Source organism: Bradyrhizobium sp. Bra78 (genome assembly GCF_024519855.1).
Lineage (GTDB): Bacteria > Pseudomonadota > Alphaproteobacteria > Rhizobiales > Xanthobacteraceae > Bradyrhizobium > Bradyrhizobium japonicum_G.
The window spans coordinates 220,871-235,211 of sequence record NZ_JALJRE010000009.1 but is presented as its reverse complement, the minus strand read 5'-3'; the positions used below and the strand labels follow the sequence as shown (position 1 = coordinate 235,211).

At 67.2% G+C, this 14,341-nt stretch carries 8 protein-coding genes; all 8 read left to right on the top strand.

Going from position 1 to position 14,341, the window contains the following annotated elements:
* Positions 1-8 precede the first annotated feature (8 nt).
* The 8 genes from coaBC (at position 9) to addA (ending at position 14,283) form a co-directional block, all read left to right on the top strand.
* On the top strand, positions 9-1,439 hold the full coding sequence (gene coaBC, locus OC450_RS21380) for a bifunctional phosphopantothenoylcysteine decarboxylase/phosphopantothenate--cysteine ligase CoaBC (RefSeq protein ID WP_262048590.1): 1,431 nt from the start codon (positions 9-11) through the stop codon (positions 1,437-1,439).
* Positions 1,436-1,894 carry a dUTP diphosphatase gene (gene dut / locus OC450_RS21375; protein WP_211383876.1) on the top strand — a complete coding sequence of 153 codons (459 nt, stop codon included), beginning with the start codon at positions 1,436-1,438 and terminating at the stop codon, positions 1,892-1,894. Before coaBC ends, dut begins: the two co-directional genes overlap by 4 nt.
* A gap of 191 nt (positions 1,895-2,085) precedes the next feature.
* Positions 2,086-4,590: a sensor histidine kinase gene (locus tag OC450_RS21370; RefSeq protein ID WP_262048589.1), complete on the top strand. Its 2,505-nt coding sequence runs from the start codon at positions 2,086-2,088 to the stop codon at positions 4,588-4,590.
* Positions 4,587-6,101 carry a tRNA (adenosine(37)-N6)-threonylcarbamoyltransferase complex ATPase subunit type 1 TsaE gene (gene tsaE / locus OC450_RS21365; RefSeq protein ID WP_262048588.1) on the top strand — a complete coding sequence of 505 codons (1,515 nt, stop codon included), beginning with the start codon at positions 4,587-4,589 and terminating at the stop codon, positions 6,099-6,101. Before OC450_RS21370 ends, tsaE begins: the two co-directional genes overlap by 4 nt.
* Positions 6,102-6,220: 119 nt before the next feature.
* Positions 6,221-6,538: a PilZ domain-containing protein gene (locus tag OC450_RS21360; protein ID WP_256807582.1), complete on the top strand. Its 318-nt coding sequence runs from the start codon at positions 6,221-6,223 to the stop codon at positions 6,536-6,538.
* 124 nt (positions 6,539-6,662) lie between these two features.
* Positions 6,663-7,385 (top strand): nucleotidyltransferase family protein, encoded by a 723-nt coding sequence (locus OC450_RS21355; protein ID WP_211383872.1) that lies wholly within the window; start codon positions 6,663-6,665, stop codon positions 7,383-7,385.
* A 248-nt stretch (positions 7,386-7,633) separates the two neighbouring features.
* The gene (gene addB, locus OC450_RS21350) at positions 7,634-10,780 is read left to right on the top strand and encodes a double-strand break repair protein AddB (protein WP_262048587.1); all 3,147 of its coding nucleotides are present in this window, start codon (positions 7,634-7,636) and stop codon (positions 10,778-10,780) included.
* Positions 10,774-14,283 carry a double-strand break repair helicase AddA gene (gene addA / locus OC450_RS21345; RefSeq protein WP_262048586.1) on the top strand — a complete coding sequence of 1,170 codons (3,510 nt, stop codon included), beginning with the start codon at positions 10,774-10,776 and terminating at the stop codon, positions 14,281-14,283. The genes addB and addA overlap by 7 nt, the downstream gene beginning before the upstream one ends.
* Positions 14,284-14,341 lie beyond the last annotated feature (58 nt).

Sequence of the window (14,341 nt, the reverse complement as noted above, 5' to 3'; positions counted from 1 at the left end):
AGGGCGCCATGGCAAGCCTGACCATCCGCAAGCTTGACGAGGGTGTCAAAACCTATCTCCGCTTGCGATCGGCCAAGAACCGTCGGTCGGTCGAGGAAGAGGTCCGGATCATCCTGGGCGAACTGGTCGAGGGCCGCGAGGAGCCGCTGACACCGTTTGCGATTCCTTCCGCCGTTCCCACCCCCCAGCGCGCCGCCTCCCTTCCGGAGGCCAGCGTCACCCTGATCATCGGCGGCGGGATCGCGGCCTACAAATCCCTCGACCTGATCCGCCGCCTCAAGGAACGCCGCATCGAGGTGCGCTGCGTGCTGACCAAGGCGGCGCAGCAATTCGTCACCCCGCTGGCCGTGAGTGCGCTCTCGCATGAGCGCGTCTACACTGATCTGTTCGATCCCCAGAGCGAATTCGACGCCGGCCATATCCGTCTCGCGCGCGAGTGCGATCTGGTTGTCGTCGCGCCTGCGACTGCCGACCTCCTCGCGAAGATGGCAGGCGGCCATGCCGACGATCTCGCCAGCGCCATCCTGCTCGCGACCAACCGAAAGATCCTGCTGGCACCAGCGATGAATCCGCTGATGTGGAACAATGCGGCGACCCGCCGCAACATCGGGCAGCTTCAGCGTGACGGTGTGGTGCTGATCGGCCCGAATTCCGGCGAGATGGCCGAAGCGGGCGAGGCGGGCGTCGGCCGCATGTCGGAGGCGATCGAGATCGCCACCGCCGCAGAGCGCCTGCTGCGGCCGCCGGTACCGCGCCCGCTCGCCGGCAAGCGCGTGCTGATCACGGCAGGTCCAACTCACGAGCCGATCGACCCGGTGCGCTATATCGCCAACCGCTCCTCCGGCAAACAGGGCTTTGCCATTGCCGCCGCCGCACAAGCCGCGGGCGCCGAGGTGATTTTGGTCAGTGGCCCGGTCGATCTCGGCGATCCCCAGGGCGTGACGGTCAAGCGTGTTGAATCGGCGCGGCAGATGCTGGAGCAGGTGCAGGCCGCGCTTCCCGCCGACATCGCGATCTTCGCCGCGGCGGTCGCCGACTGGCGCGTCGCCAATGAAGGCGAGCAGAAGCTGAAGAAGAGCTCGGCCGGCATGCCGCCGCTTCAGCTGGTCGAGAACCCCGATATCCTCGCCACGATCTCCAGGCTGGCCGACAGGCGTCCGCCGCTGGTGATCGGCTTTGCCGCCGAGACCGAGCACCTCATCGACAACGCCAAGTCCAAGCTTGCCCGCAAGGGCTGCGACTGGATCGTCGCCAACGACGTCTCGCCGGCGACCGGCGTGATGGGCGGCGACCGCAACACGGTGCACCTCATAAGTCGCGGGGCCAGCGAGATCGCGGTTGATTCCTGGCCGGTGATGACCAAGGAACAGGTCGCCATCGAGCTGGTCGCGCGTATCGCAAAAAGCGTGGCCGACAAATCCCGGGAGCCGGCATCTTGAGCACGAGAGTCACCGTCGAACTGCAACGCCTGCCGCATGCCGAAGGCCTCCCGCTGCCGGCCTATCAGACCAGCGACGCCGCCGGTCTCGACCTGATGGCAGCGGTTCCGGACACCGAGCCACTGACGCTCGCGCCCGGCCAATACGCGCTGGTACCAACGGGGCTTGCGATCGCATTGCCGCCCGGGCACGAGGCGCAGGTGCGGCCGCGTTCCGGGCTTGCAGCCAAGCATGGCGTCACCGTGCTGAACTCGCCGGGCACGATCGACGCGGACTATCGCGGCGAGGTCAAGGTGATCCTGATCAACCACGGCCAGGCCCCCTTCGTGATCCAGCGCGGCGAGCGCATCGCGCAGATGGTGATCGCGACCATGGTGCAGGCCGCGCTGGTTCCAGTGGCCGAATTGTCGGCAACCGACCGCGGCGCCGGCGGCTTCGGCTCGACCGGTCGCTAACGCGCGCCAATCCCGGCCGAATCATCCCGAAGAACGACGCGAACTGGAACGCTGTGCCCTGCATTTTTTTGGGGCGCCCTTTGCGTTCACGATCTGGACTCTTACCGGCCGAGTCACGGTGAGGGTATTGTCGTTTGATTCGCGCGCGACGGGGGTCGTCGCGCGCAAATCTGTGCGATCTTGGGGCAATGATGTCAGGCGTGATCGTGTCGATGCGTCGGACGCTGCTGTCGTGCACATCGCTCGTGCGCGACGGGCTTGTGGGGAGCGCTCTTGCGGCGCTGCTGCCGGCTGGACCGGCTGAAGCCGCCGACCTCGTCGACACACTCTCAATGATGCTGGATTTCAACCGGCAGGAACTCGCGGTGCTGGCCACCGCGCTGGCCTTGCTCGGCTTTTCGGTTGTGGCCGCGATCCTCCTGATGCGCACGCGCGTGCGTACGGCGAAGAACGAGGCGCAGCTGCGCGCGCGGATCGGGGAACTCCAGCTCCAGGCCGACCGCTTCGGCGCGCTGCTGTTCGCCGAGCCGCAGATCCTGATCTCCTGGCCGGCGGGCAACAATCGCGCGCAGGTTTCCGGCGACATTTCCCTGGTGCTGCCGCGCGACTCCTCCCCGCAGCGCGTGCTCGCGTTTGGAACCTGGCTGCCGCCGGAACCCGCGCTCCAGATGGATCACGCAGTCGATGCGCTGCGCGACCGCGGTGACGGGTTCCAGCTGACGCTGACCACCGCGCATGGCCATACGCTCGAGGCCATTGGCCGCGCCATCGGCGGCCAGGCCATCGTCAGGATTCGCGAACTCTCAGGGGTCCGCCGCGATCTGGCCGAGACCAATCTTCGCTACAAGGCGCTCTCCGACGAGACCGAGATGCTGCGCGGCTTCGCCGCTGCCGCACCCTGGCCGATCTGGGCCAAGGGCGAGAACGGCGCGCTGGCTTACGCCAACCCCGCCTATGTCCGTGCGACCGAGGCGGCCAGCATCACCGATGCCCAGGAGCGCAAGCTCGAACTGCTCGACAGCGCCGACCGGATCGCGATGGAGCGGGGACTGAAGGAAGCGGCCAATTTCACTTCGCGGCTGCCGATCGTGATCGGCGGCGAGCGCCGCATCTATGACGTCCGCGCCGTCAATGTCGGCAGCGGCAATGTCGGCGTTGCCATCGATGCCAGCGAGGCGAATGGGCTGAGTACGGCGCTGGTGCGGATGGCGGAGGCGCATCGGCGCACGCTCGACCAGCTCTCCTCCGGCGTTGCCGTGTTCGACGGTCAGCGGCGGCTCGCCTTCTACAATGATTCCTACCGGCGGCTGTGGGACCTCGACCGCACCTTCCTCGACGCAAACCCCGACGATTCCAGCGTCCTCGACAAGCTCCGCGCCGCGCGGAAACTGCCGGAGCAGCCGGACTTCCGCGCCTGGAAGGCCAAGCTGCATGAGGCCTATCGCGCGGTCGAGACCGCCAAGGACACCTGGTACCTGCCCGACGGCCGCGCGCTCTCCGTCGTCACCACGCCCAATCCGGAAGGCGGCGTCACCTATCTGTTCGACGACGTCACCGAGAGCCTGGAGCTTGCCCGCCGCTTCGACGGCATGATCCGGGTCCAGCGCGAGACGCTCGACAGCCTCGCCGAGGGCGTCGCCGTGTTCGGCAGCAACGGCAAGGCCCAGCTGTTCAACCCGGCCTTCGTCCGGATGTGGAAGCTGTCCAGCGACGCCATGCGCGACGAGCCGCACATCCAGACGGTCGAGGGCTGGTGCCATCAGCTGTTCGACGATCCCGTGGTCTGGCGGCAGATCCGCGAGGCCGTCACCTCGATCGAGAGCCGCGCCGACGTGCCGCTGAAGCTCGAGCGCAAGGACGGCAGCGTGCTCGACGGCATGATCCGGCCGCTGCATGACGGCGCCACCATGCTGACGTTCCAGGACATCACCGACACCGAGAACGTCGAGCGCGCGCTGCGCGAGCGCAACGAGGCGCTGGAGGCCGCCGACCAGATGAAGGTGGATTTCGTCCACCACGTCTCCTACGAGCTGCGCTCGCCGCTCACCACCATCATCGGCTTTGCGCATTTCCTCAGCGATCCCTCGACCGGGCCGCTGACGCCGAAACAGGCCGAATATCTCGACTACGTCACCAAATCGACCAACGCGCTGCTGGCGCTGACCAACAACATCCTGGATCTCGCCACCATCGACGCCGGCGCCATGAAGCTGGAACTCGGCCCGGTCGACGTCAGCAAGACCATCGAGCTCGCCGCCGAGGGCATCCAGGACCGGCTCGCCACCGACCGCATCCGCCTCAAGGTCGAGATTGCGCCCGATATCGGCAGCTTCATCGGCGACGAGAAGCGCGTGGTGCAGGTGCTCTATAACCTTCTCGCCAACGCCGTCGGGTTTTCTCCACAGGATTCCACCGTCGGCATCAGCGCCCGCCGCACCGAACACAGCGTGGTCTTCACTGTGACAGATTCCGGGCCTGGAATACCTGCCGACATGAAGGACAAGGTGTTCAACTGGTTCGAAAGCCGCTCGCAGGGCTCGCGTCACCGCGGCGCCGGGCTCGGCCTGTCGCTGGTGCGCTCCTTCGTCGAGCTGCATGGCGGCATGGTGCGGGTGGATTCGATCGTCGGCCGCGGCACGGTCGTGATCTGCGACTTCCCGACCGACCAGGCGGCGCATCGCGACGCCGCCGAATGACTGCGCCAACCACATTCTCCGTCGCGCTTCACAACGAGACGGCGACTGCGCAATTGATGGCCGACCTCGCGCTGCTGGTCGGTCCCGGCGACGTCATCACGCTCACCGGCGACCTCGGCGCCGGCAAGACCGCAGCGGCCCGCAGCCTGATCCGCTATCTCGCCGGCGACGAGGCGCTGGAGGTGCCGAGCCCGACCTTCACGCTGGTGCAGGGCTACGAGCTGCCGCCGTTCCCGGTGATGCATGCCGACCTCTACCGCGTCGAGGACGAGAGCGAGCTCGAGGAGATCGGATTGTCGCCGCTCCCGGACGCCACGCTCGTGCTGATCGAATGGCCGGAGCGCGCGCCCTCGGCGATGCCGCAGGATCGCATCGACATCGCACTGACGCATCGGCCGGCGCTGGGCTCGAATGCGCGCGCCGCCGACATCACCGGTTACGGCAAGGCCGCCGCGGCCGTCGCACGGCTGCAGGGGCTGCGCGAATTCCTAGATGCATCCGGCTACATGGATGCGATGCGCAAGCGCATGGCGGGCGACGCCTCGACCCGCTCCTATGCACGGCTGCTGCGTGGCGACGAGATCGTCATTCTCATGAACTTTCCGCAGCGGCCCGACGGCGCGGCGATGTACAACGGAAAATCCTACAGCGCCGCGGTGCATCTCGCCGAGAACGTCCGACCGTTCGTGGCGATCGACGAAGGCCTGCGCGCGCAGGGAATCTCGGCGCCCGCGATCCACCATTCCGATCTCGACCATGGCTTCCTGATCACGGAAGACTTCGGCAGCGAAGGCGTGGTCGAAGGGTATCCGCCGCGCCCGATCGCCGAGCGCTACGAAGCCGCGGCCGACGTGCTGGCCGCGCTGCACGGCAAGACGCTGCCGGAGACGTTGCCGCTGGACGGGCAGACCTACGCCATTCCGGTCTTCGACACCGAAGCATTATTGATCGAGATCGGCTTGATGCCGGAATGGTACCTGCCCGATCGCGATGCGCCGCTGAGCGAGGCGAAGCGCGCGGAATTTTTCGCGATGTGGCGCGAGCTGCTGCGAAAGCCGCTGGCGGCGCCGAAGACGTGGATCATCCGCGACTATCACTCGCCCAATTTGATCTGGCTTGCGGACCGCAACGGCATCGAGCGCGTCGGCGTGATCGATTTCCAGGACGCCGTGCTCGGACCGCAATCCTACGACGTGGTGTCGCTGCTCCAGGACGCCCGCATCGACGTGCCGGAAGGCCTCGAGCTGACGCTGCTGTCGCGCTACATCAAGGCGCGGCGCGCGGGTGACGCCAGCTTCGACGCGGCCGGCTTCGCCGAGCTCTACGCCATCATGTCGGCGCAGCGGAACACGCGCCTGCTCGGCACCTTCGCCCGCCTCAACCGCCGCGACGGCAAGCCGCATTATCTGCGTCACCAGCCGCGGATCTGGACCTATCTCCAACGCTCGCTGGCGCATCCCGCGCTTAGCTCCCTGCGCGACTGGTATCTCGCTAACGTGCCGGCGCCCTAGCATGCAGCTGCAAGAGCGGCTCCGAGGCTGCTTCGGGGGCCGGATTTACCGGCTGTTAGCCAAGTCACCGGTAATCTGGCGCCGAGGCAGCCGGGTAATTACGGGCTGGAGCAGGGCAGATGGCGGTGAAGACGGACCAGCGCGGCAACAGCCGGGTTGTTTTCGAGCGCGGGATCGCGGCCCAGATGATGGGGATCGACGGCACCTGGCGGCGCGACTGCACCATGGAGGATGTTTCCGATAGCGGCGCCAAGCTGACCATCGACGGCTCGGTCGAGGGCCTGCATCTGAAGGAATTCTTTCTGCTGTTGTCGTCCACCGGACTTGCGTATCGGCGTTGCGAACTGGCTTGGGTCAATGGCGACCAGATCGGCGTCAATTTCCTCAAGCTCGGTGACAGGAAGAAAAAGGCGCGGTCCACAGCCGTCGGGGCGTGACGGCAACACCCGTCGCACAACCGTCACCGCAGCTGGCTAAGGCGGTTAAGACGCGGTGCGGCCGGTCCAACCTCGTGTTAGGATTGCTGCGAACGCGAAATCAGCAGGCTTGAGAAAGCGAAGGATGTCCGTCAAACCGACCAAAGCAATGGTGCTCGCCGCAGGATTCGGGCTACGCATGCGTCCGTTGACGGACAAGATGCCGAAGCCGATGGTGCCGGTGGCCGGCCAGCCGCTGCTCGATCATGTGCTCGACAAGCTCGGCCGGGCCGGCGTGACCGAGGCGGTGGTCAACGTGCATTATCTGCCGGACCAGATCATCGATCACACCGCATCCCGCCAGCACCCGCGCGTCACCATCTCGGACGAGCGCGATCAGGTGCTCGGCACCGGCGGCGGCGTGGTCAAGGCGTTGCCGCTGCTCGGGGATGCACCGTTCTTCCACGTCAATTCCGACACGCTTTGGATCGACGGCGTACGTCCGAACCTGACGCGGCTCGCCGAAAACTTCGATCCTGCGCGGATGGACATCCTGCTCTTGATGGCGCCGACGACGACCAGCATCGGCTATAGCGGCCGCGGCGATTACGGCATGACGCCCGACGGCGCCTTGCGCAAGCGCAAGGAAAAAGAGGTCGTTCCGTTCGTCTACGCGGGTGCCGCGATCATGTCGCCCTCGATCTTCGCCGACGCGCCGCAGGGCGAATTCTCGCTGACGAAGATGTTCGACCGCGCGGGCGAGCAGGAGCGGCTGTTCGGCCTCCGCCTCGACGGTGTCTGGATGCATGTCGGCACGCCGGACGCCGTGCACGCGGCGGAAGAGGCGTTTCTGGAGAGCGTGGCGTAAGTCGCCTCGAACACGGTGCCGCAGGATGGGCAAAGCGACTTGTCCGCCGTGGCTCGAAGAGCGAAGGCGGAAGCGTGCCAACCAAGCTGAAACTCGCGGCAGACATGGTGGGCACGGCGCAAGTACGCCTTTGCCCACCCTGCAGCACCTGTTCTAGCCCGGCGAACAGCGGGGAAGATCTCCCCGCACCCGTATCCATTTGAGTCCGCCCCCCTATATTGGCGCCTGATCCCCGAATCAGGCAGCCGATGCGCGTTTTCAGTGTTCCCATCTCAGTTCCGTTCCTGCGCACGGTCGTCTCGAGCCTGCTCGACGGCCGGCTGGTCGACGGCTTCGAGGCACGCAAGGAGCCGGCGCGACTGGCGGACGCTACGCTGTACCTGCCGACAAGGCGCGCCATGCGGGTCGTCCGCGAGATCTTCCTCGACGAGATGAAGGCCGACGCCGTCGTGCTGCCGCGCATTGTCGCGCTCGGCGACATCGACGAGGACGAACTCGCCTTTGCCGATGAAGGCGAGCAGTTTTCCGGCGCAACGCCGCTCGACATTCCGCCGCGGCTCGGCGAGCTCGAACGGCGGCTGACGCTGGCGCAACTCGTCGCGGCCTGGGCCAAGGGTCCGGTACTGTCGCCACTGGTGGTCGGCGGGCCCGCCTCGACGCTGGCGTTGGCTTCCGATCTCGCACGCCTGATCGACGATATGGTCACGCGCGGCGTCGACTGGAGCGCGCTCGATGGGCTGGTGCCGGACCTGCTCGATCGCTACTGGCAGCACTCGCTCGAATTCCTGCGTATCGCGCGCATCGCCTGGCCCGGCCACCTCGCCGAGATCAACCGGATCGAGCCCGCCGCGCGGCGCGATCTCCTGATCGCGGCGGAAGCAAAACGGCTGACCGCGCATCCCCGTGGACCCGTGATCGCCGCGGGTTCGACCGGCTCGATGCCGGCCACCGCAAAATTCCTCCACGCAGTCGCCTCGCTGCCGCATGGGGCGGTGGTGCTGCCGGGCCTCGACACCGATCTCGACGACGACGCCTGGCGGACCATCGGCGGCGTGCGCGACGCGCTCGGCAAATTCGTCGAGCATCCGGCGTCGAACCATCCGCAATACGCCATGCATGCGCTGCTGGATCGTTTTGGCATCAAGCGCAGCGACGTCGACAGTCTCCAGCCGCCGGCGGAAGGCGGTCGCGATCTCCTGGCGTCCGAATCGATGCGGCCTTCGGCCAAGACGGAAGTCTGGCACGACCGGCTGAAGCAGCCGGACGTGGCCGCGAAGATCACCGCCGGCATGAGCAATCTCGCTGTGGTCGAAGCGCCCAATCCCGAGATGGAAGCGCTCGCCATCGCCATCGCGATGCGCGAGGCGCGGCATCTCGATAAATCGGCGGCTTTGGTCACGCCGGATCGCGCGCTGGCGCGGCGGGTGATGGCGGCGCTGACCCGATGGGATCTCGCGTTCGACGATTCCGGCGGCGACGTCTTGATGGAGACCTCCGCCGGCGTTTTCGCGCGTCTGGCATCGGAAGCGGCGACCAGGGGATTGGAGCCGCCGACGCTGCTGGCGATGCTGAAACATCCGCTGTGCCGGCTCGGACGGCGACCTGGCGCGTGGAAGGCCGCGATCGAAGACCTCGAGCTCGCGGTCTTGCGCGGCACGCGCCCGCCTGCGGGCACGGCCGGGCTGCTGCGCGAGTTCAATCGTTTTCGCGAGGAGTTGGCAAAGCTGTGGCGCAGCGAGGTTTCCGCCCTGCACCGCGCAGAGCCGCGCGCGCGTCTGAAGGCGGAGGATCTCGACGGCGTCCAGGCACTGATCGATGCCTTGCGACGAGCCTTGGCGCCGATGGAGAGCCTGGCGTCGTCGAAACCGTATGACTTTGCCGAGCTCGCGCACCGGCATCGCGAGATCCTGATCGAACTGTCGCGCGACGAGCAGGGCATCCCGCTGGCTTTCGAGGAACGCGAGGGCCTCGCACTCGCGAGCGCCTTCGACGACCTCCTGCGCGGCGGCACGACGAGCGGATTGATGGTGCCGCTGCCCGACTATCCCGACGTGTTCCAGACCGCGTTCAGCGATCGCGCGGTGCGGCGGCGGGACAGACCGGGCGCGCGCCTGCAAATCTACGGCCCGCTGGAATCGCGCCTGATGCAGGCCGACCGCGTCATCGTCGGCGGGCTGATCGAGGGCGTCTGGCCGCCGGCGCCGCGCATCGATCCCTGGCTTAGCCGACCGATGCGGCACGAGCTCGGCCTCGATCTGCCGGAGCGCCGTATCGGCCTCTCCGCACACGATTTTGCGCAGCTGCTCGGCGGAGATGAAGTGATCCTCACCCATTCCGCCAAGGCCGGCGGCGCGCCGGCGGTGGCCTCGCGCTTCCTGCACCGGTTGGAGGCGGTCGCGGGCGACGCGCACTGGAAGGCCGCCATTCGCGCCGGCGAGAAATACGTGCAGTTTGCGAGCGCACTGGATCGGCCCGCCGAGGTCACGCCGATCAAGCAGCCCGAGCCGCGGCCGCCGCGCGCGACGCGGCCGTTGAAAATGTCCGTCACCGCGATCGAGGACTGGCTGCGCGATCCCTACACGATCTACGCCAAGCACATCCTGCGGCTCGACGTGCTCGATCCGGTCGACATGCCGCTGTCGGCCGCCGACCGCGGTTCGGCGATCCACGAGGCGCTCGGCGAGTTCACCGAAACCTATGCAACGAATCTGCCCGACGATCCCGCCGGCGTACTGCGCGCGATCGGGGAGAAGCATTTTACGCCGTTGATGGAACGGCCCGAAGCGCGCGCGCTGTGGTGGCCGCGCTTCCAGCGCATCGCGCGCTGGTTCGGCGAGTGGGAGACGGCGCGGCGCGGCACCATCGAAGCGATCGCTGCCGAGACCCGCGGCCAGATCTCGATCCGGCTCGACAACGAGCGCAGCTTCCAGCTCTCCGCCCGCGCCGACCGCATCGAGCGGCGCCAGGGCGGCCGCTACGCCATCCTCGACTACAAGACCGGCCAGCCGCCGACCGGCAAGCAGGTCCGCATGGGCCTGTCGCCGCAGCTCACGCTGGAAGCCGCGATCCTGCGCGAGGGCGGCTTTCCGGACATCGACGCCGGCGCCTCGGTGAGCCAGCTCGTCTATGTTCGTCTCAGCGGCAACAATCCGCCCGGCGAGGAGCGCATCCTCGAGCTCAAATTCAAGCAAGGCGACGAGCCGCAGCCGCCGGACACCGCGGCCGCAGAAGCGAGGGCCAAGCTGGAGGCGCTGATCCGCGCCTTCGAGGACGAGAATCAGCCATACACCTCGCTGAACCTGCCGATGTGGACCAACCGCTACGGCACCTATGACGATCTCGCCCGCATCAAGGAATGGTCGGCGGCCGGCGGCCTGGGGATCGAGGAATGGTGAAGGCTCCGCGCCCCATCCCGGATGAAGTGCGCGCCAGGCAGGCCCGCGCGTCCGATCCGACTTCGTCGGCCTTCGTGTCGGCCAATGCCGGCTCGGGCAAGACGCACGTGCTGGTGCAGCGCGTGATCCGTCTCCTGCTGGCGGGCGTGCCGCCGGAAAAGATCCTCTGCATCACCTTCACCAAGGCCGCCGCCGCCAACATGGCCGAGCGCGTGTTTACCACACTCGGTCATTGGGTCACGCTGGACGACACGGCGCTCGATGCGGCGATCCGCGCCGTCGGCATCCCGCACCCCAATGCTAAACTGCGGCGCGACGCACGAAAGCTGTTCGCCTGTGCGCTGGAAACGCCGGGCGGGCTGAAGGTGCAGACCATCCACGCGCTGTGCACGCGTCTGCTCCAGCAGTTTCCGTTCGAGGCCAACGTGCCGGCACGCTTCGCCGTGATCGACGAGCGCGACCAGACCGACATGATGGAGCGCGCCAATCTGAAGGTGCTGCTGGAGGCCGCCCGCGATCCGGAGAGCATCACCGGCCGCGCACTGCTGACCGCGATGGCGAGCGCCGCCGACGTGACTTTCAAGGAGGTCGTGCGCGAGGCTTGCCTGAGCCGCGATCATTTCATGGCCTGGACCGACGAGGCCGGCAACGCGGAAGCTGCCGCGGCGCAGATGGAGGCGGCGCTGGGCGTGGACGCGAACGACCGCATCGAGGACGTCGAGACGGAAATTCTCGACGGTCCGTTCCTGCCGCGATCCCGCTGGGACGACATTGCCTTTGCGCTGGAAGACGGCAGCAAGTCGGACAATGACCAGGCCAGCCGCCTTCGCGAGGCAAAGGCGTTTTCCGGCGCGGCGCAGGTCGATGCCTATCTCGGTGTTTTCCTCACCGACGAAAAGCTGCCGCGCAAGGCGGTGCTGACCAGGAAGTTTGGCGATCACAATCCTTCGGTCGCCCGCCTGTTCGAGAACGAGGCGCAGCGCCTCGGTGGACTGATCGAGACGCGCCGCGCGGTGACCATGCGCGACCGCACCGCGGCCCTGCTGCATATCGCGACCGCGGCTGCCGCGAACTACCGCCGCGAGAAGCAGGAGCGCGGCCTGCTCGACTATGACGACCTCATCGACAAGACGCTGGCGATGCTGGACCGCGTCTCGTCGGGCTGGGTGCATTACAAGCTCGACCGCGGCGTCGATCACGTCCTGATCGACGAGGCCCAGGACACCAGCCCGCGGCAATGGGACATCGTCGCGCACATCATCTCGGAATTCACGGCCGGCGAAGGCGCACGCGAGGGGCTCAACCGCACGATCTTCGCCGTCGGCGACGAGAAGCAGTCGATCTTCTCGTTCCAGGGCGCGCAGCCCCGGGAATTCGACGCACGCAGGCGCGAGCTGAATCGCAAGTTCACCGCGGCCGGATTGAAGTTCGACCCGGTCGCCTTCACCTATTCGTTCCGCTCGGGTGCGTCGATCCTGCACTCTGTCGACCACGTCTTCCGTGAACCCGAGATCTACAAGAGCATCCATTCGCCCGAGATCGGCCATCCCCTGCACAATGCGCTCGCCGACGCCGGTCCCAGCGTGATCGAGCTATGGGACCTTGCGGAGGCCGACGACCGGCAGGACATCGAGGGCTGGCGCGCGCCGTTCGACGGCGTCGCCGTCACCAGTCCCGAGGTCAAGCTCGCCCGCCGCATCCAGATCGAGATCAAACGGCTGGTCGAGAGCGGCACGCTGACGGGGCACGAGGGCGAGCGCCGGCCGCTGCGCTATGGCGACATGCTGATCCTGGTGCGCCGGCGCGGCAATGCGTTCGATGCCGTGATCCAGGCGCTGAAGCACGCCAACGTTCCGGTGGCCGGCGCCGACCGGCTCAAGCTGACCGAGCACATCGCGATCATCGACCTGATGAACCTCGCCGACGCGCTGCTGCTTCCGCAGGACGATCTCGCGCTCGCGGTGGCCCTGAAGAGCCCGTTGTTCGGGCTCGATGACGACGACCTGTTTATGCTCGCCTGGAATCGCAAGGGATCGCTGCGCCGCGCGCTTGGCGAGCATGCAGCCACAAGCGAGAGGTTCGCCGCGGCACTGCGGCGGCTAGAGGCCTGCGAGGCACGCGTGCGCGAGGAAACGCCGTTCGCCTTCTACGCCTGGCTGCTCGGTGGCGACGGCGGACGGGCGCGCATCCTGCGCCGCCTGGGTCACGAGGCCAACGACGCGCTCGACGAATTCCTCGAGCTCGCGCTGAACTACGAGCGCAAGGCGCCGGCCTCGCTGCAGGGTTTCATGGCCTGGCTGCGTTCGGCCGACACCGAGGTGAAGCGCGACATGGAGATCTCGCGCGACGAGGTGCGGGTGATGACGGTGCACGGCGCCAAGGGCCTGGAAGCCTCGGTCGTGTTCATGGTCGACACCACATCGTCGCCCGCGGACTCGCAGCGGGTCCGGCTGATCCACGTGCCGCGCGGCAATGGCGGCGAGGTCGTGGTCTGGGCCGGCCGCAAGGCCGACGATCCCAAACCGGTCGCCGACGCGCGCAAAGCCATGATCGAAGAAACCGAGGACGAATACCGCCGCCTGCTCTACGTCGCGATGACGCGCGCGGCCGATCGTCTGATCGTCGGCGGTTGCATGCCCGGCAATATGAAGACGGTGCGCAAGCTGAGCTGGTACGATCTGGTCGACACCGGCCTCGCCGGCTCGGGCCTGGACAAGCAGATCATCGAGACGCCGCTCGGCAAGGTGACGCGATTTGCCCGGCCCGGGGATATCGAGGCATCAGGCACGCCGGCCACGTTCGTGGACCAGACGATTGCGCTGCCTGACTGGCTGCGGATGCCGGCGGCTCGCGAGACCCTTGAAGACGATACAGTGCGCCCGTCGGGCCAGTCGGCCGAGGAAGGCCGCGCGGTGCGGACCGGCGAATCAGTGCAGTCCCGTTCGCTCGCACTGCAACGCGGCACGCTGGTGCACCGGCTGCTGCAATCCCTGCCCGACATCGCCACCGAGCGCCGGCGCGAGGCCGCGCTCGGCTTCATGGCCCGCAACGCCTCGGACTGGGCCGAGACCGACCGTGTTGCACTGGCCGACAAGGTGCTGGCCCTGATCACCGAACCGCGGTTTGCGCCGGTCTTCGCCGCCGGCAGCCGGGCGGAGGTCGCCATCGTCGGCAGGCTGGAGCGGCCGGGCCGCAGCCCGGCGCTGGTGTCGGGACAGATCGACCGGCTGGTCGTTCGTCCAGACGAGGTTTTGATCGTCGATTTCAAAACCAACCAGGCGGCGCCCAGGAGTGCAACCGAGGCGCCAGCGGCCTATGTCCGGCAGCTTGCGCTGTACCGGGCGGTGCTGGCCCGGCTTTATCCCCAAAAGCCTGTTCGAGCCGTCCTGCTCTGGACTGAGGCCCTTGAATATATGGAGATTTCGGCTCCCGCGCTGGACGCGGCGCTGGCATCCCTTCATGTCGACGTGAGCATCCTTGACCCGGCAAGGGGCCGTTCATAGGTTGACGCCATGATCCTTGGCGCGATTCCAGGTCGCGCCGATTCTTTCAACCGAGTGA